Source organism: Erwinia sp. PPS120, assembly GCF_047918655.1.
Classification (GTDB): domain Bacteria; phylum Pseudomonadota; class Gammaproteobacteria; order Enterobacterales; family Enterobacteriaceae; genus Erwinia; species Erwinia tasmaniensis_A.
In genome coordinates this window covers 50,054-75,225 of the sequence record NZ_JBLREF010000015.1, presented here as the reverse complement: position 1 = coordinate 75,225, position 25,172 = coordinate 50,054, and the positions used below count along the sequence as shown (strand labels likewise).

At 55.1% G+C, this 25,172-nt stretch carries 24 protein-coding genes and 2 pseudogenes; 7 read left to right on the top strand and 19 right to left on the bottom strand.

What is annotated here, in order from left to right; genetic code table 11:
• The first annotated feature begins 2 nt into the window (after nucleotides 1-2).
• From ACLRGG_RS10240 to ACLRGG_RS10225, 4 genes are read left to right on the top strand one after another with little or no spacing between them, the layout of a single operon-like run.
• The gene (locus tag ACLRGG_RS10240; protein ID WP_416249808.1) at nucleotides 3-686 is read left to right on the top strand and encodes a TenA family protein; all 684 of its coding nucleotides are present in this window, start codon (nucleotides 3-5) and stop codon (nucleotides 684-686) included.
• Entirely contained in the window at nucleotides 683-1,420 is a 738-nt protein-coding gene (locus ACLRGG_RS10235; RefSeq protein WP_345830397.1) for an ABC transporter ATP-binding protein, read from the top strand. The genes ACLRGG_RS10240 and ACLRGG_RS10235 overlap by 4 nt, the downstream gene beginning before the upstream one ends.
• Nucleotides 1,417-2,151, top strand: coding sequence for an ABC transporter permease (locus tag ACLRGG_RS10230; protein WP_416249671.1), 735 nt, complete (start codon nucleotides 1,417-1,419; stop codon nucleotides 2,149-2,151). Before ACLRGG_RS10235 ends, ACLRGG_RS10230 begins: the two co-directional genes overlap by 4 nt.
• Before the next feature lie 17 nt (nucleotides 2,152-2,168).
• Nucleotides 2,169-3,101: an ABC transporter substrate-binding protein gene (locus ACLRGG_RS10225; RefSeq protein WP_416249670.1), complete on the top strand. Its 933-nt coding sequence runs from the start codon at nucleotides 2,169-2,171 to the stop codon at nucleotides 3,099-3,101.
• A 137-nt stretch (nucleotides 3,102-3,238) separates the two neighbouring features.
• Here ACLRGG_RS10225 and deoD read toward each other — a convergent pair whose 3' ends face one another.
• From deoD to ACLRGG_RS10175, 10 genes are all read right to left on the bottom strand, one after another.
• The gene (gene deoD / locus ACLRGG_RS10220; RefSeq protein ID WP_416249669.1) at nucleotides 3,239-3,958 is read right to left on the bottom strand and encodes a purine-nucleoside phosphorylase; all 720 of its coding nucleotides are present in this window, start codon (nucleotides 3,956-3,958) and stop codon (nucleotides 3,239-3,241) included.
• A 62-nt stretch (nucleotides 3,959-4,020) separates the two neighbouring features.
• Nucleotides 4,021-5,244 (bottom strand): phosphopentomutase, encoded by a 1,224-nt coding sequence (gene deoB / locus ACLRGG_RS10215; protein WP_416249668.1) that lies wholly within the window; start codon nucleotides 5,242-5,244, stop codon nucleotides 4,021-4,023.
• 62 nt (nucleotides 5,245-5,306) lie between these two features.
• Nucleotides 5,307-6,629: a thymidine phosphorylase gene (gene deoA, locus ACLRGG_RS10210; protein WP_416249667.1), complete on the bottom strand. Its 1,323-nt coding sequence runs from the start codon at nucleotides 6,627-6,629 to the stop codon at nucleotides 5,307-5,309.
• Between the two features lie 220 nt (nucleotides 6,630-6,849).
• Nucleotides 6,850-7,629, bottom strand: a complete 780-nt coding sequence (gene deoC / locus ACLRGG_RS10205) for a deoxyribose-phosphate aldolase (protein WP_416249666.1) — start codon at nucleotides 7,627-7,629, stop codon at nucleotides 6,850-6,852.
• Nucleotides 7,630-8,342: 713 nt separating this feature from the next.
• Nucleotides 8,343-9,116 (bottom strand): TatD family hydrolase, encoded by a 774-nt coding sequence (locus ACLRGG_RS10200; RefSeq protein ID WP_416249665.1) that lies wholly within the window; start codon nucleotides 9,114-9,116, stop codon nucleotides 8,343-8,345.
• A gap of 49 nt (nucleotides 9,117-9,165) precedes the next feature.
• Nucleotides 9,166-10,218 (bottom strand): patatin-like phospholipase family protein, encoded by a 1,053-nt coding sequence (locus ACLRGG_RS10195; protein ID WP_416249664.1) that lies wholly within the window; start codon nucleotides 10,216-10,218, stop codon nucleotides 9,166-9,168.
• Nucleotides 10,219-10,373: 155 nt separating this feature from the next.
• Nucleotides 10,374-10,535, bottom strand: a complete 162-nt coding sequence (locus tag ACLRGG_RS10190; RefSeq protein ID WP_071995405.1) for a DUF1328 domain-containing protein — start codon at nucleotides 10,533-10,535, stop codon at nucleotides 10,374-10,376.
• Between the two features lie 133 nt (nucleotides 10,536-10,668).
• Nucleotides 10,669-11,265, bottom strand: a complete 597-nt coding sequence (gene osmY, locus ACLRGG_RS10185) for a molecular chaperone OsmY (protein ID WP_067706851.1) — start codon at nucleotides 11,263-11,265, stop codon at nucleotides 10,669-10,671.
• 307 nt (nucleotides 11,266-11,572) lie between these two features.
• Nucleotides 11,573-13,162, bottom strand: coding sequence for a peptide chain release factor 3 (gene prfC / locus ACLRGG_RS10180; RefSeq protein ID WP_416249663.1), 1,590 nt, complete (start codon nucleotides 13,160-13,162; stop codon nucleotides 11,573-11,575).
• A 131-nt stretch (nucleotides 13,163-13,293) separates the two neighbouring features.
• Entirely contained in the window at nucleotides 13,294-13,941 is a 648-nt protein-coding gene (locus ACLRGG_RS10175) for a DNA-3-methyladenine glycosylase I (protein WP_416249662.1), read from the bottom strand.
• A gap of 206 nt (nucleotides 13,942-14,147) precedes the next feature.
• Between ACLRGG_RS10175 and yghU the strand changes: the two genes are divergently transcribed.
• On the top strand, nucleotides 14,148-15,014 hold the full coding sequence (yghU, locus tag ACLRGG_RS10170) for a glutathione-dependent disulfide-bond oxidoreductase (protein WP_416249661.1): 867 nt from the start codon (nucleotides 14,148-14,150) through the stop codon (nucleotides 15,012-15,014).
• A 1,085-nt stretch (nucleotides 15,015-16,099) separates the two neighbouring features.
• On the opposite strand, the pseudogene ACLRGG_RS10165 reads toward yghU, so the two are convergent.
• From ACLRGG_RS10165 to ACLRGG_RS10155, 3 genes and pseudogenes are all read right to left on the bottom strand, one after another.
• Nucleotides 16,100-16,549, bottom strand: a pseudogene (locus ACLRGG_RS10165) (IS630 family transposase).
• A gap of 49 nt (nucleotides 16,550-16,598) precedes the next feature.
• Nucleotides 16,599-16,916 (bottom strand): type II toxin-antitoxin system RelE/ParE family toxin, encoded by a 318-nt coding sequence (locus ACLRGG_RS10160; protein ID WP_416249660.1) that lies wholly within the window; start codon nucleotides 16,914-16,916, stop codon nucleotides 16,599-16,601.
• A gap of 6 nt (nucleotides 16,917-16,922) precedes the next feature.
• Nucleotides 16,923-17,189 (bottom strand): type II toxin-antitoxin system ParD family antitoxin, encoded by a 267-nt coding sequence (locus ACLRGG_RS10155; RefSeq protein ID WP_416249659.1) that lies wholly within the window; start codon nucleotides 17,187-17,189, stop codon nucleotides 16,923-16,925.
• Between the two features lie 188 nt (nucleotides 17,190-17,377).
• Between ACLRGG_RS10155 and ACLRGG_RS10150 the strand changes: the two genes are divergently transcribed.
• Nucleotides 17,378-17,647 (top strand): SymE family type I addiction module toxin, encoded by a 270-nt coding sequence (locus tag ACLRGG_RS10150; protein WP_416249658.1) that lies wholly within the window; start codon nucleotides 17,378-17,380, stop codon nucleotides 17,645-17,647.
• A gap of 47 nt (nucleotides 17,648-17,694) precedes the next feature.
• On the opposite strand, the gene ACLRGG_RS10145 is transcribed toward ACLRGG_RS10150, so the two are convergent.
• The gene (locus tag ACLRGG_RS10145; RefSeq protein WP_416249657.1) at nucleotides 17,695-18,087 is read right to left on the bottom strand and encodes a hypothetical protein; all 393 of its coding nucleotides are present in this window, start codon (nucleotides 18,085-18,087) and stop codon (nucleotides 17,695-17,697) included.
• A gap of 359 nt (nucleotides 18,088-18,446) precedes the next feature.
• A pseudogene (locus ACLRGG_RS10140) lies at nucleotides 18,447-18,605 on the bottom strand (RHS repeat-associated core domain-containing protein); the annotation flags it as partial.
• 325 nt (nucleotides 18,606-18,930) lie between these two features.
• On the opposite strand from ACLRGG_RS10140, the gene ACLRGG_RS10135 reads away from it, so the two are divergent.
• Nucleotides 18,931-19,080 carry a hypothetical protein gene (locus ACLRGG_RS10135; RefSeq protein ID WP_416249656.1) on the top strand — a complete coding sequence of 50 codons (150 nt, stop codon included), beginning with the start codon at nucleotides 18,931-18,933 and terminating at the stop codon, nucleotides 19,078-19,080.
• A 42-nt stretch (nucleotides 19,081-19,122) separates the two neighbouring features.
• Here ACLRGG_RS10135 and ACLRGG_RS10130 read toward each other — a convergent pair whose 3' ends face one another.
• From ACLRGG_RS10130 to ACLRGG_RS10115, 4 genes are all read right to left on the bottom strand, one after another.
• Nucleotides 19,123-19,443, bottom strand: coding sequence for a hypothetical protein (locus tag ACLRGG_RS10130; protein WP_416249655.1), 321 nt, complete (start codon nucleotides 19,441-19,443; stop codon nucleotides 19,123-19,125).
• A 1-nt stretch (nucleotide 19,444) separates the two neighbouring features.
• Nucleotides 19,445-24,076, bottom strand: a complete 4,632-nt coding sequence (locus tag ACLRGG_RS10125) for an RHS repeat-associated core domain-containing protein (protein WP_416249654.1) — start codon at nucleotides 24,074-24,076, stop codon at nucleotides 19,445-19,447.
• Between the two features lie 3 nt (nucleotides 24,077-24,079).
• Nucleotides 24,080-24,514 (bottom strand): DcrB-related protein, encoded by a 435-nt coding sequence (locus tag ACLRGG_RS10120; protein WP_416249653.1) that lies wholly within the window; start codon nucleotides 24,512-24,514, stop codon nucleotides 24,080-24,082.
• The coding region (locus ACLRGG_RS10115) for a bacteriophage T4 gp5 trimerization domain-containing protein (RefSeq protein WP_416249652.1) at nucleotides 24,511-25,172 on the bottom strand (662 nt) is incomplete at its 5' end. The genes ACLRGG_RS10115 and ACLRGG_RS10120, both read right to left, overlap by 4 nt.

The window sequence follows — 25,172 nt, the reverse complement described above, 5'->3', positions numbered from 1 at the left end:
CCATCCCTGATTTCAGCCAGGGCCTGTATGGTCGTCTTCGCCAGCATGCGGGCGCAGAGTGGCAGCACTATGTTAATCACCCCTTCCTGCAACAGCTGGCTTCCAGCACGCTTCCCCATGCCGCTTTCCGCCGTTATCTGACGCAGGATTATCTGTTTCTCATCCACTTCGCCCGTGCCTATGGCCTGCTGGTCAGCAAACTGCACACCCTGCCAGAGATGCGCGCGGCGTCCACGTCTCTCAATACCCTGCTTAGTGAACTCCCGCTCCACGTGAGCTACTGCCAGCAATGGGGGCTGAGTGAAACGGACATGGCGAATGAACCCGAGGCGCCAGAAACCCTGAACTATACCCGCTATGTACTGGATATCGGCCACTCAGGCGACGCGCTGGATCTGCTGGCAGCGCTGCTGCCCTGTGTGGCGGGCTATGCAGAAATCGGGCTGGGTTTGCTCCAGAATACGCAGACTCTTTGGGAGGGGAATCCCTGGGCCTCATGGATACGCAACTATGGCAATGCGGAGTATCTCAGCGGCGTAGGTGCGACCCTGACACTGCTGGAGCGTGTTGGTCAGCAGCGCGGGGCCGGGGGGCGGTTTAACAGCCTCGCTGAAATTTTCACTACCGCCACCCGTCTGGAAGCTAACTTCTGGCAAATGGGGCTGAACGCGGCGTCAGAAACGTGAGCGGCGCACGACCACCGGGTATTGCCTGTCGCAATCTTGGCCTTAGCTTTGGCCAGCGCACCATTTTCCAACATCTCAGCGTTGATATTGCGCCCGGCAGCTTTGTGGCGCTGCTCGGTGCCAGCGGCAGCGGTAAGACCAGCCTGCTGAAAATCATCGCTGGCCTGGCGGCTCCCGACGCAGGTACGGTCAGCGGCAGCGATGGGCTCCCCCTGGCGGGCCGTATCGCCTGGATGGGCCAGAGAGATCTGCTCTATCCCTGGCTGACGGTGATGGATAACATCATGCTGGGCGCTCGTCTGCGAGGAGAAAAAGGCGATCGGGAATGGGCCACCCATCTGCTGGAGCGGGTCGGATTAAGCGGTCACGGGAAAATGCTGCCTGCGGCACTCTCCGGTGGGATGCGCCAGCGCGCCGCCATTGCGCGCACGCTGTATGAACGTCGCCCGGTCGTGCTGATGGATGAACCCTTCTCCGCGCTGGATACGCTCACGCGGGCCAAAATCCAGACGCTGGCCGCCGAGCTGTTGGTGGATAATACCGTGCTGTTGATCACCCATGATCCCATGGAAGCCTGCCGCCTCAGCCATCGCCTGCTGGTGCTGGCGGGTTCCCCGGCCCACATTGATGACAGTCACACCCTGGTCGGGCAGCCTCCGCGCGCGCCGGACGACCCTAATCTGTTAACCAGTCAGGGTGAACTGATGCGACAGCTGGTGAGGGCCGCAGAATGATGCGGGGAGGTGTGATCTTTTGCGGTTTGCTCCTGCTGTGGTGGCTGGCAACCTTAAGCAATATTCCGGCGTTCCTGCTGCCCTCGCCTGCGGCGGTTGCCTGCGCATTCTGGAACAACCTCAGCTATCTGGCCTGGCACAGTCTGATCACCGCCTCAGAGGTGCTAAGCGGCTTAGTGCTCGGTGTCCTGCTGGGCACGCTGCTGGCGCTCTGTATGACCTTTTCGCCCCGGCTCCAGCGCTGGCTGATGCCCGTCGTATTGACCAGCCAGGCCATCCCCGTCTTCGCGCTGGCGCCGCTGCTGGTGCTGTGGTTCGGCTTCGGGCTGAGCGCTAAGGTGGCGATGGCCGTGCTGGTGATCTTCTTTCCGGTGACCTCCGCGTTCTATGACGGCCTCCGTCGGGTTAACAATGACTGGCTTGACCTTGCCCGAACGATGGGTGCCACGCGCCGGGCACAACTGCTGCATGTCCGGGTGATGGCCGCGCTACCCGCCTTCGGCAGCGGCCTGCGGATGGCCGCTGCCGTCGCCCCCATCGGCGCGATTATTGGCGAATGGGTCGGTTCGGCAGAGGGGCTGGGGTACGTGATGCTTAACGCCAACGCCCGAATGCAGACCGATATCTGCTTTGCCGCGCTGTTCATTCTGGTACTGATGACCGTATTACTCTGGGTCGCGATTGATGCGCTGCTCCACCGCCTGATCCGTTGGGCGCCCGAAAATAGCTAATCAAGGAATCATTAACGGTGAAAAATACCCTGTGCGGACTGCTGCTGACCGCGGCACTGAGCGGCCATGCGCTGGCAGCGGAAAAGCTGACCCTGGTGCTCGACTGGTATATCAATCCTGACCATGCGCCCATTATGGTCGCTGAGCAGATCGGCGCGTTCCGGGCCGAGGGACTGGATGTGAACATAGTGTCGCCTTCCGATGCCGCCCTGCCGCCGCGCCTGGTTGCCGCAAAACAGGCAGACCTGGCCATTACCTATCAGCCCCAGTTGCACTTCTTTGCGGATCAGGGCCTGCCGCTGGTGCGCATTGGCACGCTGATCAATTCGCCGCTGAATACGGTTATCACTCTGGATAAAAAAATCACCTCCCCTGCCGGTCTGGCAGGGAAGAAAATAGGCTATTCGGTGAGCGGCATTGAGCAGGCAACCCTCAGCACCATGCTGAAACATGAACACCTTAAGGCTGATAATGTGCGGTTGATTAACGTGAATTTCCAGCTGGTCAGCGCGCTGCTGGCCGGTCAGGTTGACGCCGTGATTGGCGGCTACCGCAATATTGAAGCTCAGGAACTGAAGCTAAAGGGGAAAGACCCGGTGGTCTTCAATGTGGAAGATTATGGCGTTCCGGCCTATGACGAACTGGTGATCGTCGCCAACCGCGATGCGGTCAACGATCCCCGGATAAAGAAATTTCTTATCGCGCTGAAAAAAGGCACCGATTATCTGCTGGCTCATCCGCAGGAGAGCTGGCTGGCGTTTGCCAAAGCCCACCCGGAATTAAATACGCCGCTGAATCAGCTTGCCTGGCAAAACTCTCTGCCCCTGTTCGCGAAAGACCCGGCAAAGCTGGACCCTGCCCGTTACCAGGCATACGAACAATTTCTGTTTGATAATAAGCTGATTAAGAAGATGACGCCGGTGGCAGACTACGCGGTAGAAGTCCATTGATGATGTTGGAGAAGGTGGTTAACAACGCTGGAGACGGGCCTTCATGCTGAATAATGCCCGGCAGACGCAAAAGCGACGGCCGGGCGACGCAATGCGCCGCCAGCGAATGTATCAGACTGGCGGCTGGTAAGGGGTTATCAGGCTTTATCGCCCAGCAGCACCGACTCCAGCGCGATTTCGATCATTTCGCTGAAGGTGGTCTGGCGCTCTTCTGCCGTAGTCTGTTCGTGCGTACGGATATGGTCAGAAACGGTACAGATAGCCAGCGCCTTAGCACCGAACTCCGCTGCCACGCCGTAGATCCCGGCCGCTTCCATCTCCACGCCCAGGATGCCGTACTTCTCCATTACGTCGAACATCTGTGGGTCGGGGGTATAGAACAGATCGGCTGAGAAGATATTTCCCACCCGCGCATCCACGCCCAGCGCCTTTGCCGCATCGACGGCATTACGCACCATGTCGAAATCAGCAATGGCCGCGAAGTCGTGATCCTTAAAGCGCATACGGTTCACTTTGGAGTCGGTTGACGCGCCCATACCGATAACCACGTCACGCAGTTTCACATCGGCGCGCACCGCACCGCAGGATCCAACGCGAATAATTTTTTTCACGCCGAACTCGGTGATCAGCTCCTTGGCATAAATTGAGCAGGATGGGATCCCCATACCGTGGCCCATTACCGAAATTTTGCGTCCTTTATAGGTGCCGGTGTAGCCCAGCATGCCGCGTACGTTGTTCACTTCCACTGCGTCCTGCAAAAAGGTTTCCGCAATGTGTTTTGCACGCAGCGGATCGCCTGGCATCAGAACCACATCAGCGAAGTCGCCCATTTCAGCATTAATATGAGGCGTTGCCATCTTTTATCCTTATTTTCACTATTCATCTTGCCGACGTCAGCGCCGGCCAGTTATATGTCGCTTTACAGCATGCTTTTGCCATATTCCATATCGGAAAGGCCAAAATAGCGTGCTACGGTTTGCCCGATATCGGCAAAGGTGTCACGATATCCCAGCGAACCGGGTTTTACACCGGGTCCGTAGAGTAGCACCGGAATATGCTCGCGGGTATGTTCCGTGCCTTCCCAGGTAGGATCGCAGCCGTGGTCGGCGGTGAGGATCAGAATGTCACCTTCCTGCACCAGCGCCATCAGCTCCGGCAGCCGGCGGTCGAACAGCTCCAGCCCACCGGCGTAGCCCGGTACGTCGCGACGATGTCCCCAGGTGGAGTCGAAGTCCACGAAGTTGGTAAACACAATACTGTTGTCCGGCGCGATTTTCATTTCTTCAATCGTGGCGTCAAACAGCGCATCCAGACCGGTTGCCTTGACCTTTTTGGTAATGCCAACGTGGGCGTAAATGTCGGCAATTTTACCCACCGAGATCACCTGACCGTTCTGCTCTTCAACCAGCTTTTTCAGGATTGTCGGTGCCGGTGGTTCAACGGCGAGATCGTGTCGGTTACCGGTGCGCTGGAAGTTGCCTGCCTTGTCGCCGGTAAACGGACGGGCGATGACGCGGCCGATGTTATACCCGCCTTCGGTCAGCGCCTCACGGGCGATTTCGCACAGCTTGTAGAGGCGCTCCAGCCCAAAGGTTTCTTCATGGCAGGCAATCTGAAATACCGAGTCTGCCGACGTGTAAAAAATTGGCTTACCGGTTTTCATATGCTCTTCGCCGAGCTGGTCGAGAATAACCGTACCGGAGGAGTGACAGTTGCCCAGGTAGCCCGGCAGATCGGCTTTCTCAACCAGCTGGTCTAATAACGCCTGCGGAAAACTGTTCTCTTTATCGGAGAAGTAGCCCCAGTCAAACAGCACCGGCACCCCGGCAATTTCCCAGTGGCCCGACGGCGTGTCCTTACCGGAGGAGAGCTCACTGGCCCAGGCCCAGGCACCGGTTATCTCAGCGTCTTTATCCAGCCCCAGCGGGAACCGGCCGGTAGACCCTTCCGCCGCTTTGCCCAGGCCAAGCGCGGTCAGATTCGGTAAGTGCAGCGGGCCTTTTCTGCCCTTGTCAGCTTTCCCGTTAAAACAGGCCTCGGCAATATGTCCGAGGGTATCAGAGCCTTCGTCGCCATATTTATGGGCGTCTTTGCTGGAGCCGATCCCAAAGGAATCCAGCACCATGATAAATGCACGTTTCATCCTGGCCTCCTGCGTCTGTTAGGCGCTTAGCTTAAATTTTATCGATCAGAGTAGTATGACGCTTATCCGCTAATTCTGCGATAGATAACTGGCGTTTCTGCCGGGGACGTCTCACTGAGCGTAATGGCCGCTTTAACCGCCGCCGCCGCTTCCTGCCAGCTGGCTTCGCTGCTGGCGTGGATCACTGCCAGCGGCTGCTGGCTGTCAACGGCGGCCCCCAGAGGGGCAACCTCACTCAGGCCGACGCTGTAATCTATGCTGTCGCTGGCGCGACGCCGTCCGCCGCCCATTGCTACCACTGTCATACCCAGCGCGCGGGTATCCACTGCGCTGATAACCCCGGCGCTATCGGCATATATCGCTTTACTGAGCATCGGTGCGGGCAGATAGTTATCTATGTTCTCAATGAAATCGGCTGGCCCTTTCTGCGCCGTTACCATGCGGGAGAACACCTCTGCCGCGCGGCCATTATCCAGCACGGCCTGGAGCTTACGGGTCGCCTCATCAACGTCTGCGGCCAGCCCACCTGATACCAGCATTTCCGCACTCAGCGCCATCGTCACCTCCAGCAGGCGTGGATTGCGATAGTCGCCGGTCAGGAACTGCACCGCCTCGCGCACTTCCAGCGCGTTACCGGCGCTGGACGCCAGCACCTGATTCATATCGGTCAGCAGCGCGGTGGTTTTACAGCCCGCGCCGTTTGCCACACCAACGATCGACTGTGCCAGCTGTTCAGAGAGTTCAAAAGTCGGCATAAAGGCACCGGACCCTACCTTAACGTCCATAACCAGCGCATCCAGCCCTTCGGCCAGCTTTTTCGCCAGAATCGACGCGGTAATAAGCGGAATGGAGTCTACCGTAGCGGTGATGTCCCGCGTGGCGTAGAAGCGCTTATCAGCTGGCGCAAGTGAGTGGGTCTGACCGATGATCGCCACGCCCACCTCTTTAATCATCCGGCGAAAAGCCTCATCCTCGGGGAAGATATCAAAGCCGGGAATGGCTTCCAGCTTATCCAGCGTCCCGCCGGTATGGCCCAGTCCACGCCCCGAGATCATGGGCACATAGCCACCGCAGGCGGCGACCATTGGCCCCAGCATCAGCGAGGTCACATCCCCTACTCCCCCCGTGGAATGCTTGTCCACCACCGGTCCGTTGAGGTTTAGCGCCTGCCAGTTGAGTACCGAGCCGGAATCACGCATCGCCATGGTCAGCGCCACGCGTTCGGGCAGCGTCATGTCATGAAAATAGATTGTCATCGCCAGCGCGGCGATTTGCCCTTCAGAGACGGAATTGTCACGAACGCCGTTGATAAAGAAACGAATTTCCTCTTCACTCAGCGTCTGGCCGTCTCTTTTTTTGCGGATGATTTCTTGTGGCAGGAACACGTTGCCCCCTGATGTTAAGCAGCCGGGCGGGGAGTCGCGCCAGCTGAGAATGTGAGCATTACTATCCGGGCCGACACGCTGCGGCCCACGGGTGAATATATCGATTTGAGTACACTAACCGCCTCGCCAGTATGCTATCCGGCCCGCGATTTCTGATCTGACCGGGTGCGGACATAGCCCGCGATCCCCGGTCAGACCGGGATACTGACGAATGCCCGACTTAGTATCCTGACTGAGGCGCAGTGCTGTCATAGCCTGCGGCTTTCAACAGGCTGGCCAGCAGGCTTGAAGCGCCAAAGCGGAAGTGACGTGGGGTAGCCCAGTCGCTACCAAGAATATCATCGGCCAGCTTGAGATAGATGGCAGCATCGTCGGCAGTACGAACGCCGCCGGCTGGTTTAAAACCCACCTTATGCTTAACGCCTTTATCGGCAATCACACGCATCATGATTTCAGCGACTTCAGGAGTGGCGTTGACCGGTACTTTCCCGGTAGACGTTTTAATGAAATCAGCACCGGCATCAATGGCGATTTCAGAAGCTTTGCGGATCAGCGCGGCATCTTTCAGCTCGCCGGTTTCGATAATGACTTTCAGCAGCACATCAGCGTCGGCACAGGCCTCTTTGCAGGCGCTTACCAGTTGAAAACCGGTCTCTTCGTTACCCGCCATCAGTGCGCGGTAAGGGAATACCACATCGACCTCATCAGCGCCGTAAGCAATCGCCGCATGGGTTTCTGCCAGCGCAATTTCGATATCATCATTGCCGTGTGGAAAATTAGTCACGGTGGCGATGCGGATATCCGGCGTGCCCTGTTCGCGCAGCGTTTTGCGTGCAATGGGAATAAAGCGTGGATAGATGCAGATAGCCGCCGTGTTTCCCGCAGGGGATTTGGCCTGATGACAGAGCGCAACCACTTTCTCATCGGTGTCATCATCATTCAGGGTAGTGAGGTCCATCAGTTTCAGTGCGCGAACGGCAGCAGAAGTTACGTCAGTCATGTTTGTCTCCAGAGAGAAACCCGCAGGTCTTTATGTTAAAATAATAACACTTACAGAGGCGTATTTTCCGTGATGCAATTCACACCCATGAAAATGCCATTGCATTTATTCTATATTATGCGTGACTGATATCACATATAAAACCCTGTGATTAACTCATATGGGGCATGGCGAACGATATTGTCCTTCCTGGTTTAGGGGGTTGCGCATAATGTTATAATTATAACATTTATTGTTGCTTAATGCTAAAGGGCCCGGTGCGGCTTAGGTCTGGGGGGCATCGTCTGCGGGTGGGACCCGGTGCTGCACAGGCCCGTGTGGTCGCCTGCGGGTGGGGGCCGGTGCCTGGCGGTCCTCGCGCCGCGCGTGGCGCGGTTCCTTCGCTCCGCTCAGCGCTGCGGCGCAGACGGAAGGCCAGGCGAGGGCAGCAGGGATACTGCACTCAGGGAGCGGCGGGCAGGACGCCCGCTCGCGACCGGGCCGTCCGGCCCGGAGTCGGAGCCAAAGGCACCACGCAACGCGTGTAGCTGTGACGCCCGGCAACCGCTGGGATTATCCACCGGGACCACAGCGATGGCAGCCCAAACAACTAACCGGCAAACGCTGGGATTGTCCACCGACACCGCAGCTATGACAGCCCATACAACTCACCGGCGCACGCTGGAACAGTCCTCCGGCAAAGCCGAAATTGCCCGCCAGACACCGCCCCATGCTCAAAGCGCAAACAGCGCGCGGGTATTCTCCCGGATGGTATCGGCGATCTCCTCTGGAGACTCCTCACGAATTTCACACAGACTCTGCCAGACATTTTTAATCCGCTCCGGCCGGTTAGGCTGGCCCTGAAAACCCTGCACCGGCATATCGGGAGAATCCGTCTCCAGCACCAGGGATGAAAGCGGCAGGCGGGAAAAAGTATTACGCGTCTTTGTCGCCCGCGCATAGGTCATGGTGCCACCCACGCCAATGGCGTACCCGGCGCGAATAAAGGCCAGCGCCTGCTGCTCACTCCCGGCAAAACCATGAACCACACCGCGACGGGGAAGATCAATGCGCCTCAAATGCATCGCCAGCTTATCGTGCGTGCGCCGCGAATGCAGGATAACCGGCAGATCGTACTGTTTTGCCAGCCGCAGCTGCGCCTCCAGCAGCGCCTCCTGACGCGCAAACTGCGGATCCTCCATATAGAGATCCAGCCCTATCTCACCGATCGCCACCAGCTTCTTTGGGCGCAGCCGCAGCCAGCTCTCAAGCTGAGCCAGATGCGCCTCCTCAAAACGGCCAATCGCCATCGGATGGATCCCCAGCGCCGCGTAAAGAGGCTCATAGCGATCGGCGAGATCGATGACGCCGGCAAAGCGGTCTGCCGACACGCCAACCGCAATGATTTTTTCAACGCCTGCCTCTGTCGCCCGTTGAAGGCTTCCGGCTTCATCACCGCAAAAGGGACTAAAATCAAAATGACAGTGCGTATCAACAAATGATGTCATACCCGCGCTCCCGCACTAAAAAAATTACCCTGCGGCCCGCAGAATAATGCTAAGCCAGCGACTCGTTATCGTAATCTGCATCATTTCCTGCCAGAGGATCGAGAATAATCTCCCGACGATCGGGTTGATTGGCGACAGGCGCAGCAGGCACCACCGATGTCGGACTCAGGCGCGTATCACGCTCTTTCAGCCATTGCCCCACCGTCGCCAGGAAATAGCGTCCACAGCGGCGGCCAAGATGGTAATCCTGATTCAACGACGACACGCGGCTGCCCAGCGCCATGCTGGCAAGCGCGTGTGGCGGGGATATCTCAATCACCTTCAGCTTACCCGGAGGGTGAATGATAAACTGCTGCGTCTGCCGATAGCTCTCCTCATGCAGCTGCATGATATTCACCAGCGGTTGCAGCGCACCGTCACTCAGCCAGCGCTCGACGCGCTTCAGCCACTGCGGCGTATAGGTCATTTGTGAAGGAACCGTGCGGATCACTACTATGGTCTCCGCCCCCCGCCGCGCCGCTTCACGGACCGGGATCGCATCACTGATGCCGCCATCAAGATAGCTCACGCCCTCAAGATCAACTCCCGGACGGTACATCCCCGGGATGGCGCTGGAGGCTTTGATGATATTTAGCCAGTTAGCAGCGGTGGGCGCAAAATAGCCCGGTGAATAATCATCGCTGCGGCAGGCGCACATATAAAATTCACGTCCGGAAGAGAACATCTTCTCCCCGGCTTCCATCGCCAGCGGAAACTCCTGCGAGGTGGTCTCCACCAGCCAGTCAAGATCGATCAGATGCCCACCGCGCACGAAGCGCAGCGGGTTAAAAAAGAGTTTACTGGTGGTGTAGCGGGTAATCACTCTGCGGGCATAGCCCGGCTGGCCGCAGATATAGGCAGAAAGATTCTGCGCGCCTGCGGAGGTGCCCAGCATCAAATCGAACGGATTAAACTTCGCACGCTGGAATTCATCCAGCACGCCTGCGGTAAAAATTCCGCGCTGCCCGCCGCCCTCACAGACCAGAGCCAGTTTGCCCGGATGAAAAGGTGCCAGGGCAAGGGCTTCAATGCTGCCTGGTGTAACAGAGATATATTTGCCCACGTTGCGAACCTCTGAGAATTATTTTTTATCAGGATACGCGGGGTGCGTTTTAACCGTTTGGCGGTTTTTGCTACAGACGTTTTTTGCGCAGGAAATGACAAAGACCAGCCTGAGCTGGTCTTCTGATAAAGCGTACTACTCTGTAGTGGTGCGGTCTATAACTTCTTGCGGCCAGTAAACAGGCTGATAAGGAAGATAATAATACCGACAACAAAGACAATTTTAGCTGCCCATGCGGCTGTACCCGCCAGACCACCAAAACCTAACGCGGCTGCAATGAGCGCGATTACCAGAAAGATAATACCCCAACGAAACATAAGCCTCTCCTTACCCTATATTGAAAATCGAACTGCTTGTGTTATTCATACCAGCCGCACGCGGCATGATGCATTTATAGTGTTACAGCTTCATCCTGCTGGCTCGCCTGCTGGTGCAGGCGAGCCGCCAGTATTATTTAACAGTCAGGTCGTTCTTAACGCTTTTCACACCGTCGATAGCCTTGGCAATACCTTCAGCACGTTCAGACTGTGCCTGGGTTTTCACCGTACCTGAAAGCTCAACCACACCGTTGGTGGTAACAACTTTCACGTGGCGTGACGGAATGATGTCGTCCGCTAACAGTTTAGCTTTAATTTCGCTGGTCGTTGCCGCATCACCGGCATAACCACTTACGCTTGCTTTTGTGCTGTCTTTAACGTGTAGTTTATCGCTGACGGATTTAACCCCCTCGACCTTCTTCGCCGCCGCTACGGCCACTTCGGCCTGATCCTGCGACGGGACAAAACCACTCAGCGTAACCACGCCGTGATGCGTTTTGACCGAGATATCCGTACTTTTAATGGCGTCGTTGTCTACCAGTGCGGCTTTCACCTTAGCAGTCACGCCGCTGTCATCCATGTATCCACCGACTTTGTTCATAGAGCTATCGATTTTGGAACCCGTGCTGTCAGAAGAGGTTGAGGTATCTGCAGCCATCGCAGAACCGCCTACCAGCGCTGAACCAACCAGTACAGCCATCAGGGTTTTAGTAATCTTAGTCTTGTTCATCGATTTGTTCCTTCTCATATTATTGCACTCACAACTGTGAGGTTTCAGCCACAAACGGCGTGGCCTGAGTGGTAAGACGTTGCAGCAACCGCGCCGCCATGTTTTACGTCCTGTTGAAATCAATATAGTCGCTAATCAGGATTTCACCGCCGCTTGTGGTTGATATGATGGATAAATGCGCAAAAAAGAGATTTTTTAAGATGAGTCTGTAACTTCTGTAGAAAAACAGGTGAAAAAGTGCCAAAAAAAAAAGCGATGCCGTTGGCATCGCTTAGCGGGAGTCGCCTGATTGAAACACAGGCGAACCTTAGTGTTCGCGGGTTTTACGGAACGTCACGTCGGGATAGCGTTCCTGGGTAATATTCAGATTTACCATGGTCGGTGCGATATAAGTCAGGTTATTCCCGCCATCCAGCGCGAGGTTAACTTCGTTCTTACGCTGAAACTCATCAAACTTTTTCACGTCGCTGCATTCAACCCAGCGGGCGGTAGAGACGTTAATCGCCTCGTAGATTGCTTCAACGTTGTATTCGCTCTTCAGACGGGCGACAACCACGTCAAACTGCAGAACCCCCACCGCACCAACGATCAAATCGTTATTGTGGACCGGACGAAAGACCTGAACCGCCCCCTCTTCCGACAGCTGTACCAGGCCTTTCAGCAGTTGCTTCTGCTTCAGCGGATCGCGCAGGCGTATGCGGCGGAACAGCTCAGGCGCAAAGTTCGGAATGCCGGTGAACTTCATGTTCTCGCCCTGAGTGAAGGTGTCACCAATCTGGATCGTCCCGTGGTTATGCAGGCCGATAATGTCACCGGGGAAGGCTTCTTCAACGTGCGAGCGGTCACCGGCCATAAAGGTCAGCGCGTCGGCAATCACCACATCTTTGCCAAGGCGAACCTGACGCAGCTTCATGCCCTTCTCATATTTGCCGGAAACCACGCGCATAAAGGCCACGCGGTCGCGGTGTTTCGGGTCCATATTGGCCTGAATTTTAAAGACGAAGCCGGTAAATTTCTCATCAACTGCCGTGACGGTGCGCAGATCGGTTTCACGTGGCATCGGCGACGGTGCCCACTCCACCAGTCCGTCCAGCATGTGGTCGACGCCGAAGTTACCCAGCGCGGTACCAAAGAATACCGGCGTCAGCTTGCCTGCAAGGAAAGCTTCTTTCTCAAACTCATGCGAAGCACCCTGCACCAGCTCCAGCTCTTCCCGCAGCTGAGCCACCAGATCTTCGCCAATGGCTTCATCCAGCGCCGGGTTATCCAGCCCTTTCACTACCCGAACTTCCTGAATGGTGTGGCCTTTACCCGACTGGTAGAGATAGGTTTCGTCTTTATAAAGGTGATACACGCCTTTAAACAGCTTACCGCAGCCGATAGGCCAGGTAATGGGTGCGCAGGCGATTTTCAGCTCGCTTTCCACCTCATCCAGCACCTCCATCGGATCGCGAATATCGCGGTCCAGCTTGTTCATAAAGGTGAGGATCGGCGTATCGCGCAGGCGCGTGACTTCCATCAGCTTACGGGTGCGATCCTCAACGCCTTTCGCGGCGTCAATCACCATCAGGCAGCAGTCAACCGCCGTCAGGGTGCGGTAGGTATCTTCCGAGAAGTCCTCGTGACCTGGGGTATCCAGCAGGTTCACCAGACATTCACGGTAGGGAAACTGCATCACCGAGGTGGTAATGGAGATGCCGCGCTGTTTTTCCATCTCCATCCAGTCCGATTTTGCATGCTGGCTGGAACCCCGGCCTTTCACCGTTCCGGCAGTCTGGATCGCCTGTCCGAACAGCAACACCTTTTCGGTGATGGTGGTTTTACCGGCGTCCGGGTGAGAAATGATGGCAAAAGTGCGGCGGCGGGCCACCTCTTGCATAAAGGGTGCATTCGACATGGAAGTTCTTCTGGTTGGATGCCGTGCTGCTGCCGCGCATAACGCGCCAGGCCAGCTTCACAGGCGATTAATCATCAATGGCCGGCATTTTCGCCGATCCGGCAGTGATAAACAATGCGTTTACCACACCATTAACCGGGCCGTATCAGCATTTCCCGCTGTACGCTGAATTTATCGCGGCACTGGCATCCTTCAATATGGTCGTTAATCAGCCCCAGCGCCTGCATCAGCGAATAGGTAGTGACCGGGCCAACCCACGTCCAGCCGCGCTTTTTAAGCGCTTTCGACATGCGTACCGATTCCGGGGAGGTTTTGGCATTCTTCCACCAGGCAAGGTCGACCGTTAATGGACGTTCCTCCGGGCGGGGCTCAAACTGCCAGAACCAGGTAGCCAGCGATCCGGCCTCATCCACCAGCTCAATCGCGCGCCGGGCGTTGTTAATGGTCGAGAGGATTTTAGCGCGATTGCGCACGATGCCGGGATCTTCCATCAGCCTGGCCACCTCTTCATCGGTAAACTGCGCCACGGCATGGAAGTCAAAATCGAGAAATGCCCGACGAAAATTTTCGCGCTTGTTATAAATCAGCTGCCAGGACATCCCGGAGTGAAAACCTTCCAGGCAGACTTTTTCAAACAGCCGTCGGTCATCCACGACCGGGCTGCCCCACTCATTATCGTGATAATCAGGCATCGAGGGCTGCCAGTAGCAGCAGACGCGCCCGTCGTCGGTCAGGGTCAGACCGGCCTGTTTCAGATCCTCAAGATAATGCTCGTCCATATGTCACTCTCTGGTTGTGCGGAAAAAAATTGCTCTTTCAGGATAAGCGCCGCCCGCGTACCGGTGCTATATCTGACATCCGGTGTAACAACCGCGCCTGGGTTTTTGCATGGAACAACGCTATGTTTTAGTCCATCGGCGGCGTTATGTCAGGGGGAAAAACCGTATAACGCCTCATTTATTCAACAAAAAAGGGCCTTTCGGTTATGAGCAATAACGATTATCAACCAGCCAAAGTCTGGTCAGAAAAGAAAGAAGCGGGCGGCACCTGGGGCAGTATTAACCGACCCACCGCAGGTGCGCGCAGTGAAGCTACGCTGCCCACCGGCAGGCATCCTCTGCAACTTTATTCACTGGGAACGCCTAACGGTCAGAAGGTCACTATTCTGCTGGAGGAGCTGCTGGCGCTGAACGTTAACGATGCCGAGTATGATGCGCACCTGATCCGCATTGGTGAAGGCGACCAGTTCTCCTCCGGATTTGTGGCGATCAACCCGAACTCGAAGATCCCGGCGCTGCTGGATGTTTCAACCCTGCCCCCGACCCGCGTATTTGAGTCCGGCGCGATTCTGCTCTATCTCGCAGAGAAATTTGGTCACTTCCTGCCGAAGGACGCGGCCGCCCGCACCGAGACTCTGAACTGGCTGTTCTGGCTCCAGGGCTCGGCCCCTTATCTGGGCGGCGGCTTTGGGCATTTCTACAGCTATGCACCGGTCAAAATTGAATACGCTATTGACCGCTTCACGATGGAAGCGAAGCGCCAGCTCGATGTGCTGGATCGCCAGCTGGCCGAAACCCGATATATTGCGGGCGAGGAATATACCATCGCCGATATCGCCATCTGGCCTTGGTACGGTGCTCTGGTGAAGGGACAGCTTTATGGTGCGGCGGAGTTCCTGGATACCGGTTCCTATAAAAATCTGCTGCGCTGGGCCGACGAAGTGGCACAGCGTCCAGCGGTACAGCGCGGACGCATCGTTAACCGCACCCACGGCGATCCGTCAGAACAGCTGCACGAACGTCATGATGCCTCGGATTTCGATCTGAAAACCCAGGACAAACTGGCACAGTAAGCGGATTAAAACCCGCCGGTGGCGGGTTTGATCACTCAGGCGTGAAGGGTTTCATACCGCTCGCTGAGGGCGCGGATGTTATGCCCGCGCCCGCGTGGGGCGCACCACGATCTCACTGATATTCACCTCCTCTGGCTGCTCAATCGCGTAGCGCATAGCTCCTGCAATTGCCGCGAGCTGAAGCGCAATCGCGCGATATCGCTTCCACCGCGACCATGTTGATCTGAGACTCACGGGGCAGATCACGCAGTTCTGGTTGGGATCGGGATGCGTTTATGACTATCGCAAGATCCATCTGGCCCTGAGCGATAGCGGGCAACAGAGCGGAGTTAACCGGGTCTGACGGCTGGTTAAGAACGAATAATAAAAAAGATCTACGGCAGCTGTGGCGCCAGGCTATGCCTACTCAGGCATTTGTGCTCAGTTGCTGAGACGATCTACCAGATTTGTCAGCAGCTGTTCCTTATCCCTGACCCTATAGGGGCCGTAATACTGATCTGCACCCAATGTGTTGAACGTAATTGCTTTTGGCGTATTGGCAATGAAAATACCGCATGATTCCAGCCAACCAGGAGCCTGTTGCATAATTTCTGGTGCCAGCTCGCTACCGTCCTGTTTGAAAATCAAATACATTTTTGTCTGGCCATCCCCCAGACTTCTGAAAAGCGAGATAATGCTGATATGTTGATTCGCCAGTAACTCCTGGCACGCTGTCTGTACCCGTTCCGTCCGGACTTGCCAGTCATGCCTGACAAATTTCTGTACCGTAAAAGAATAGCGACCTTACATATTGATAAGCCCGCACTGTAATGGTGAAAGTTTTTCAACGCCTTCATCCTGAACCGGATAGCCTTTACGTCGGAACAACCACGGCATCTGCCGGGAAGGTGAGTTACTGTTACTGGCATATTTAAGTACCTCCACCATTCGAATTTGAGCGTTTTATGATATGCACACATTATCTCTTTGTATAAATCATATATTTACTTGGTATTTATAATGAACAATCTATCGCTACACCTTAAAGCTCGATTTTGTAATAGTGCAACAGCGGCTGTTCAACTAAATAGCTGATCCTAATACCGCTACACTTTTGCGAGACCGTGGTGACTACTCGGGAACGGACTGGCAGTTTTCATAAAATGGCGAACCTTTTTCAGTAATTGCCACATAGAACGGCACTGATGGTTTCGGGTTATCGTCTCATGCAATGCCAGCCAGAGTCGCTCAATATGGTTTACCCACGGTGACTACGCCGGTTGATAAATAACGGTGAACTTCGGGTTGGCTTTCAGCCAGCGCTGCGTTTCATGGCTTTTATGAATGATATAGTTATCCACGATCAGCGTGATGGTCTTAGCCCGCCGGTAACTCGCTCTCAGGTGCACCAACAGGCTAATAAACAATTTCGAGCTTTTACTGCTGCTGCCAACATAGCTGACCCGCCCGGTGCTGGCCGAAACACCGTTTACCCCCGCGCATGCTGAACGTGATGAAGGCAGAGCGCGGCACGGACGCCGCGCTCTGCCGTCCACGGTACAACCGCCCTTACAGGGTCTGAGCTACTTTTCGGCACTTTGGGTTTTACTCTGTTTCATCCGGTATCAGGCTGCTTTCATAGTTCTGCCCGCCATACCAGACGCCCACGATCCTGACCTGACCGTCTTCCACCAGGAACGCGATGATCGTTCGTTTGCGGTAGTTTGTCACCCTCAGCCCCGTCAGCAGATCATCTCTGGCGTTTCCCCTGTGCGGGAACAGGCTCAGGCTTTCACAGTAGCTGAGCACACCATCCGTATATGAAGCTGCCGTTGCTGCGCCAGCAACGTCGGCAAGATAACGCCACAGCGCTTTAACCTGTGCCTCCGCTTCCGGGGCGAAGATGACCTGATAATGCTCCATACCGATCTATTTTTCCTTATGCATTGCCGCCAGCGTTGCCCGCAGTTCTGTACTGCTGATGCCGCTCGCCGGACTGGCCCTCAGCTTTTCCGCAGCCGGTACAACTTCTTCCCGTAGCCAGTTTTCTACCGCACGATCGCGGGCTGCCAGCGCACGCATACCTTCACGGATCACCTCGCTTTCTGAGGCATATTCTCCGCTGGCCACGCGGGCTTTTATCTGGGCAGCCATTTCATTGGGTAAGGTAATACTCATCTGTTGTGTGGTTCGCATTGGTTTCTCTCCCTGCTAAGTATGATTTAATCATACTCATTCTCTTCACTGCTGTCAGGTATTAACCTGGCCGTGACCTGCGCCGCTTCGCCTTACGCTCTGCCGGATGGGTTTTATCATGCACCTTCTTCAGGTGTCCTATCGCCATCCAGCACCCTTTGCTACATCACCTGATCCAGGCGATCCCAGTGATAGCGACGCTCGAAGACAAGGCCGGTTCTGTCAGCAAAATCGCTGCGGCGCAGGTGAACATTGCGGGTAAATGGCTGGCTGAGGTGGGCTTTGAGGTGGGCACCGGCGTGAATCTGAAGGTGCTGAACGGCTGTCTGGTGCTGATCCCCGACAGCCGCGAAGAGACCCGGCTACGGCAGGAACAGGCGCGGCTTGAGCAACAGCGGCGGAAGATTGAGCTGGCCCGGCAGCAGGCGCTGGCCTTGCTGGCTCAGGCTGGCGGCTAAAAATAAAGCCGGAAGGATCGAGGAAGATCGCTTCCGGTTTATTTTTATCATTCACGTGGTATTTCTTTGATTCCTAATTTCTTTGCCATTAACTGTAATTCTTCTTCTGTACGCTTTTTTCGCTTAATTAATATAAAAGAAATAAGCTCACCAATATCTTCATTTATATACAACTTAAAGAAGTAAATGCTATTTTTTGCTGCCAGAATACTAATGGTTTCACCTTTAAATTCTGTCAAGACACGAACAGATGAATCACCACCATTAATAGACAACCCTGAATAATTTGCATTATCAATATGAATTATTAGCTCACGAAGTTCTTCACATTTATTCCTTTGATAATACTTAAAAAAAGTAATCTCTGAAGAAAACACCTCACTCATTATCTCATTCGGAGTGAATTTTTTTAATAAAGATATATCGCTAGAGTCCCTCATGGTAAGAACACCTCCACATCATTGTTTCGAATGCCTTTTAGCAATATTTCTCTTTCATAATAATCATCAATGGATATATCCCATGACCAAGTATCGCCTGCTTTAGGTGCACCTGTCTTGACTCTTAAGATAACACCATCTTCACCTGCGAATCTTCTCGCAATATTTGGATCGTCTGTCCAAGAAGTGTAGGGGCTATTTGCAGAGAAACCACCAAGATTATGCTCGTCTGCTGAGAGCTTAGAATTTATATTGCCTGGAACCACTTTCCCTCTCAAAGCATTATCCCATTCAGGATGGCCTTTATGTATTCCTCTGTAATTGTATTGCCCGGCTTCAGCATCAGGCAACCGTTCTATAGGTTTACAAGGACTCAACCCCAGCGGATCAACCCAGTTCAGCGGATTTGGTGCATAACTGTACTGGTTCAACCCGCCCAACAGCCCTATCGGATCAAGCTGGGTAAACCTGCCCGCCACAGGATCATAATACCGGAACAGATTGTAGTGAAGCCCGGTTGATTCGGCACCTGCGGTGCCTCACCCCTTCGGGGCCATCGCTGAAGCAATGTTCAAATTTGCTGAAGCAAATTAGTCCCTGTCCAGATACTGTCCCTGAAACCGCAGGTTCTGCGGTACCGACTGAAATCCGGTGGACGTTTCCCGCTCCGTTTCTCCCCAGGTCGGGAAGCTGCCGCGCCAGACCACTTCGCCCTATTCGTTGGTCATGCGCTGCGGCAGGCCGTTCAGCTCGGTGTGATACCAGAATATATCAGACTGTTCACCTATGCTGTCGACACATGCCAGCGGTTCCCAGCTTCCCTCACTGTACAGGTATTGTGTATTGCGTTCCGGGGTCGCACTGCTGCTGATCCCCGACAGCCGCGAAGAGACGCGGTTACGACAGGAGCAGGCGCGGCTTGAACAGCAGCGGCGGGAAATTGAGCAGGCCCGGCAGCAGGCGCTGGCGCTGCTGGCTCAGGCTGGCGGCTAAAATAAAAGCCGGAAGGATCACGGGGATCGCTTCCGGCTTTATTTAATGTTCGATTATTTCGTAATTATCAGGAGAACGCCACATAATTTCTCTATATGAGAAATCTATTTTCCCTTGTTCTTTTAAATAATCCATAACTTGAGAAGGTGCCCAGCCGTGGCCATATGAAAATAACGCCCCTATCTCAGCTAGCTTTTTAATTAAAAATATCTGCTCACTTTCGTTATCAAAACTAATATGATAAGAAATTCCTTTCTTTAAAAAGCCAAGTTTTAACAATATAGATGTATCATTTCCGCTCCCTCTTGATTCGACTATAATTCTTTTATGCTCCAATATTGTCACTAACATAGCGTTTAACATGCTAACCTCTACCTACATTAACCGTCAAAATAGTATTCACAATAGAATTATCAGTGGTTGACTGGGAGTTAATAACCATCTCAGGTGCGCCACCAGGCAAATGCTGACCTGGGCCTTTAAAGAAATCATTCCCACTTAAAGGACTGCGAGGTTCAAGTTCCTTGACGCCAGTTATTCTTCGAACTTTAAACCCTCCTGATAATGAATCTTTATTAAGTCCCATAGCCCTTTCAATAGCCCTGGCTCTTGCTCTGCTTATTGTGATTTCTTTTGCATTACCCGCATGAGAGAAATATTGCATAACGCCCTGCTTATCACTAATAAACGTACCATCTCTACCAATAGCCGGATATGCATCCCAATCTTTGGGACTTATATTATATCCTTCATTGGAATTCTTAAGCATGGCATGCTGACGTTGGCGTGCCTGATTTACACTACACCGACTCAACCCCAGCGGATCAACCCAGTTTAACGGGTTCGGTGCATAAGCATACTCATTTAATCCCCCCGCCAGCCCCACAGGGTCAACCTGCGTAAACCGCCCCCCGACAGGATCGTAATACCGGAACAGATTGTAGTGTAGTCCAGTTTCACGGTCCAGATACTGTCCCTGAAAGCGCAGATTCTGCTGCACTGACTGATACCCTGTGGTGCTTTCCTGCTCCGTTATCCCCCACGTCGAGAAGCGCCCGCGCCACACCACTTCGCCACGATCGTTGGTCATTCGCTCCGGCAGCCCGTTCAGCTCTGTGTGGTACCAGAAAATATCTGACTGTTCACCGAGGGTATCAACCCGGGCAACCGGCTCCCAGCTGCCTTCGCTGTACAGGTACTGCGTGTCACGCTCCGGCGCGGCGCTGCTGCTTTCGCCCACCATCCGCAGCCCGCTCCACAGAAAAGTGACGGTTTCCGCAGCCTTATTATGGTGGTGAAGGATTTTCTGCGTTCTTCGGCCCAGCGGATCGTAACGATATTCAACGCGGCTGTAGGCTTTATGGCCTGTGAAGCGCACTTCAGTCACCCGATCCTCATCGTCATAGCTGAAGGACTGCTCCACATCCTCATTCGCAGGCTTACGCCAGATGAGTCGCCCAAAACCATCATAGCGCCAGCGTGCTCCTCTCAGCCTCTGGAGCAGGTTCTGCCAGACTGTCTGCCCGGGTCTGTCCGTCGGGTTACCCGCCGCATCCCAGTGAAAATGCTCTTCCCTGAAGGTCCGCACATTGTGCGTAATCTGGCCCACCGCATCATAGCCGCAGCGCTGCTGCGCCTGCGCCCACCCGTTCTGCTGTGTGCCGCTGTCCATCACCCGCTGCTGGATAACCTGATCCAGTCGATCCCAGCCGTAGCGGCGCTCAAATATCGCCCCAGAACCGTCCTCAAAATGGCTGCGCCGCATTACAATGCGTCCTGCCGGATCGTACCCGGTCTGCTGGATCAGCGGCCCCTGCGTCCGCCCGGTTTCACGGTGAAGCCGGTCGCGCTGATAGCCAGCAATATCAAACCTTCTGCCATTATGCGTCAGATCCATTTGCAGCAGATGACCGGTACCATAACGTAAACAGCCGAGGGTACGTCCATCCGGTAGCGTGCTGCTGATGAGATTGCCGAGCACGTCGTACTCATGCGAAAACACCCCACCGCTGTTCTGCTCGCTGACCAGATTGCCGGCGGCATCGCTGGTGAATAGCAGGATCTCCGCATCGCTGACCTCCGTCCCTTCTGCCCGGGCCTGACGCCATTTCTCAGGCGGCATTTTCCTGACTTCGACCCTGCCGGAACGGTAGTGATATTCCGTGCGGTGCTGCTCAGTCATTTTGGCCGTCACGCGATTTACCGCGTCGTACTCAAATTGCAGGATCTGCGGCACCCGCTCCCGGCCATCCGGAGTCAGCGGATACTGCGCAATTTCAGCAAGTTGCCCCAGCGCGTCGTAGCGGTATGTCTTTCGCCGCCCCGCGTAATCCGTCTGCGCCAGCAGATGCTGGCCGTTGTCATATTCAAACTGCCAGCGCTCATTGTTTTGATTCGTCAGCACAATCAGACGGCCGAATCTGTCGTACTGGTAACGCACCTGATGACCGGCTGGATCGATTTCACAGGTAATTTGCCCGCGCGCGTTGCGGGTCACTTTACGTTCAGAAAAACCATCTGTATTTTCGCCCGTCAGCATCCCGGCGCGATCGTACTCATATTCTGTCTCACGACCGTCCGGGCGGATAAGGCACCGCAGTCGCCCGGCCATACTCCACCGGTAACGCGTGGTGTTACCCTCCGCATCACAGCTGCTGTGTAGCATGCCGGCATCATCATAGGTGCGGTAATGCTGGTTTCCGGAGCAGTCCTCTTCGCGCTCAATCTGACCCCGTTCGTTCCACCAGAAGCGATGAACGTTTTCCAGGGCATCGGTACGGGTGAGCAAATCCCCCTGCTCACTCCAGGAAAAGCGGGTGATGCCACCCAGCGGGTCGGTTATCTGAACCACATCGCCCAGCGCGTTATACTGGTAATCCCATGTGGCGCCGTCTGGCTGTACCTGCTTTACAGGCACAGCATAGGAGGGATGCCACAGAGTAAGGGTCGTTCTGCCCAGCGGATCCCGTACCATCGTCAGGTTGGCGTGCTCATCATAACCGTACTCCCAGATCCGGTTACCTGGCGCGCAGGTCGCCATCAGCAGCTCACCCTGTTCTGCCCAGCGATAGGACCAGTGTGCGCCGTAGCTGTCGGTATAGTCCGTTATCCTGCAGAGTTTATCCCAGCGATGATGTGTGGTGCCGCCCGAGAAACAGGTGACAGTCGCACTGCGATCCTGTTCATCCGCGTCGATCAGCCAGTGTTCAAGACATCTTTCGTTTTCATCCAGTACCTGAAACTCAGATACCCGCCAGTAGCGTGGATCGGCTGCAGGCTGCCACTGATACACCACGGTAAGCCCGGTGACATAACTGTGGGAGGCCATCAAATCACTCGCGCGATCCCAGCTGAAACGGCGGGTTTCAATATCATCGGCGTCATAAACCGCCACCAGCTGACCCTGCGGGTTATAGCTGTAGCGTACCAGCGGCAGCAGCTTCTCTGACACCAGCTGATGAATCGCGGCGAGGCGACCATTTACCGGCTCATAGCTCAGCCTGACGTCCAGCGCCCCGTTATCACTGGTAATGGCGTCCAGCTGTCCTGCTTCATTCCAGTGGAAGTGCTGAGCGTTTTCATGCCGATCGTAAATGCGTCCAATACGCCATTCACCTTCGCGCTGTGGATCTGGCTCGTAAAGATGAAACTCACCCTGCGCCGTCTGCATAATGATGACGCCCTGCAGCGTGCAGTAAAGCGTGATACCCTCTTCATCAAAACGGATCACATCGCCCGGCGAGACGTCGCCAAGCCCCAAATCCTGACCAGTCATATCACGCCAGATAAACTGCATGGAGCCATTTTCATGCCTGAAGCGGATCAGTCGTGTTTCAAACGGCAGCATCCAGCCTGTGCCAAGCAGACCGATTGTCAGATTGCGGCTGTGGTAGATACGCTGCCAGTAAAGCGGGATACGACCTTCCAGCACAAAATCCAGGTCCTCCTGCCCGGCCAGAATCTTTGCACCCGTAGCGTAATTTACCGGGTGGGAGCTTTGCATGGCGACAGCAGCAATCGCACCTGCCGCCACTGCCCCTCCAACCTGACTGGACGCCTCCCCGGCAAGTGTACAGGCTATTTGGCGCAGGGCGCGGCGGATCATATATCTGGAGAACAGCGCCTTAACCAGCTCTGCCCCCGCTTTGCCCACCACACCGCCCACCACACCGCCGATAAAATACGCCAGTATATTTTTACCGCTGCGGATATCCTGCACCACCACGCTTTCACCCCCGATTTGCACGCGTGGGTTATCACTGACTTTAATTTTTGCTTCGCAGGTGCTGCGGTCTCCATTGCGGGCCGCTGGATGACCATTAATCAGAACTTTTTTTGAACCCTCGGCGAGAAAATTCTTACTCTCCGCCAGGTGCCCTTTCTTACAGGCAACGGTATCCTTGTCCGCGGGTGTGGCGTACGGACTGGCGCTGGCCACTACGGGCTGCACCATTTCGTTCCACATATTGCCCAGCCAGTGCTTAACCGCGTCGCCACTGATATGACTGACGCTGTCCAGCATCGCGCTGGCGGACAGGCCGGGATGGCTGGCGGCAGACGCAATCGCGGCGGCCATCGCCACTGCAATATCCACGAAACCCGGCTCATCTTTACTGCCCGCAGACGGAGAATCCAGCCAGACACGGCTTACCGTGCCTGCTGCACGTGCGGCCGGTTTACCCTTAATAAAGACGTTATCAGAACCACTGGTAATCAGTGCGTCCGGCGGTCCCCGCATGCCCAGCATATCGAGTAGCCCGTCTACCGCCTCACCCACTTTATTCCCGAAGTTTTCGGGAAAGCCCTGCGCCATCGCACCTGCCATCGCGGCGGCCCCGACGGCAATCCCGGCCACCGGGTTGACGGCGAAAAGCAGACCTGCGCCAAAAAGAATGCCGCCATATATAGCTCCTTCCACCAGCCCGCTGGCAAAATCGGCCAGTAAAGAGCTGTGTACTAAAGGATCGCCAAGCCGGGCCGCGCTTAAATCAGACATAAATCACGCCCCCGCGCCTGCGGCTGGAATAAAGCCTTCTTTAATATTTTGCCAGACGATCAGGGATGCCGGGTCAAATCCGGCTGCGCGGCTGAAGGTCAGCGCCATCAGATGGGTTGCAGTCATTACCACCAGCAGCTTCTGCATGACCAGTACGCCCTGGTTTTCGAAGCGCATATTCACTTCGCGAGCGGGTAATCCGCCGAAAAGCGTTTCTGTCGCTTCTTCGGCCAAAAATTTCTTCATATCGCGCTTCACTTTTGCCAGCTGTTGCCTGAGATACGCTTCCTCCTGACCAGGTTTAACGTCCCAGGCTCGCGTTATGACCAGGGTCGCACGGGATTCCGGCAGTTTAAGCAGGGTGACACTCTGTTCCTGAATCGCTTCGGGCAGCAACAGCGTACCTTCTGACAGGCTGTAATGTACTGGCTCGCTCATGTGCTGCTCCCGCTATCATTAAATTTTTTCGTCACTTCACTCTGGATGTCTGACGGCGTGGGCTTAATTTCCGTTTTCGCTGGCTGAGTAATATTCAGATCCAGGGTTCCGCCGGTATTGATTTGCCCTTTTCCACTGGCGTTGATCTCAAACTGAGTGCACTGCAACGAGATAGTGCCGTTCGGATTAAGCGTCAGCATGCTGTCGCCGGAGATCAGGCTGATGCCATTTCCCGATGCCAGCGCTATCCCGCCCTGGGCTTTCATAACGTAGTCGCTGCCGACCAGTTCGCTACGCGTAAACTGCGTACTCTGGTCATAGGTTCCGCAAACCATGCTGGTCAGTTTGTTCTGAACGGTGATGCTCTGGTTACCGCCTACAGAATGGGTTTCATCATTCTTCACCTGGGTATCCATATTCTTCTGCGCCTGGATCCACACCTGCTCTTCCCCCGCTTTGTCCTCGAAGCGCAGGGCGTTGGCGTTGTCTGGCGAGCCATCCTTACTCCGGCTCAGAAAACCCATCTGCGTCGCCGCCGCCGGCAGCGCCCACGGCGGCATGCTCGCTTCGTTGTACACCCGGCCCGTGACGATCGGCCTGTCCGGATCCCCGTTGATAAAGTCAATCACCACCTCATCGCCCACCCGCGGGATCTGCA

Excerpts from the sequence above, each read along its gene's own strand:
- ACLRGG_RS10230 (WP_416249671.1), top strand. The coding sequence starts at position 1,417 with ATGATGCGGGGAGGTGTGATCTTTTGCGGTTTGCTCCTGCTGTGGTGG.
- deoD (WP_416249669.1), bottom strand. The coding sequence starts at position 3,958 with ATGGCAACGCCTCATATTAATGCTGAAATGGGCGACTTCGCTGATGTG.
- deoB (WP_416249668.1), bottom strand. The coding sequence starts at position 5,244 with ATGAAACGTGCATTTATCATGGTGCTGGATTCCTTTGGGATCGGCTCC.
- deoC (WP_416249666.1), bottom strand. The coding sequence starts at position 7,629 with ATGACTGACGTAACTTCTGCTGCCGTTCGCGCACTGAAACTGATGGAC.
- ACLRGG_RS10200 (WP_416249665.1), bottom strand. The coding sequence starts at position 9,116 with ATGACATCATTTGTTGATACGCACTGTCATTTTGATTTTAGTCCCTTT.
- ACLRGG_RS10190 (WP_071995405.1), bottom strand. The coding sequence starts at position 10,535 with ATGTTTCGTTGGGGTATTATCTTTCTGGTAATCGCGCTCATTGCAGCC.
- osmY (WP_067706851.1), bottom strand. The coding sequence starts at position 11,265 with ATGAACAAGACTAAGATTACTAAAACCCTGATGGCTGTACTGGTTGGT.
- prfC (WP_416249663.1), bottom strand. The coding sequence starts at position 13,162 with ATGTCGAATGCACCCTTTATGCAAGAGGTGGCCCGCCGCCGCACTTTT.
- ACLRGG_RS10175 (WP_416249662.1), bottom strand. The coding sequence starts at position 13,941 with ATGGACGAGCATTATCTTGAGGATCTGAAACAGGCCGGTCTGACCCTG.
- yghU (WP_416249661.1), top strand. The coding sequence starts at position 14,148 with ATGAGCAATAACGATTATCAACCAGCCAAAGTCTGGTCAGAAAAGAAA.
- ACLRGG_RS10160 (WP_416249660.1), bottom strand. The coding sequence starts at position 16,916 with ATGGAGCATTATCAGGTCATCTTCGCCCCGGAAGCGGAGGCACAGGTT.
- ACLRGG_RS10155 (WP_416249659.1), bottom strand. The coding sequence starts at position 17,189 with ATGCGAACCACACAACAGATGAGTATTACCTTACCCAATGAAATGGCT.
- ACLRGG_RS10145 (WP_416249657.1), bottom strand. The coding sequence starts at position 18,087 with ATGAGGGACTCTAGCGATATATCTTTATTAAAAAAATTCACTCCGAAT.
- ACLRGG_RS10130 (WP_416249655.1), bottom strand. The coding sequence starts at position 19,443 with ATGTTAAACGCTATGTTAGTGACAATATTGGAGCATAAAAGAATTATA.
- ACLRGG_RS10125 (WP_416249654.1), bottom strand. The coding sequence starts at position 24,076 with ATGTCTGATTTAAGCGCGGCCCGGCTTGGCGATCCTTTAGTACACAGC.
- ACLRGG_RS10120 (WP_416249653.1), bottom strand. The coding sequence starts at position 24,514 with ATGAGCGAGCCAGTACATTACAGCCTGTCAGAAGGTACGCTGTTGCTG.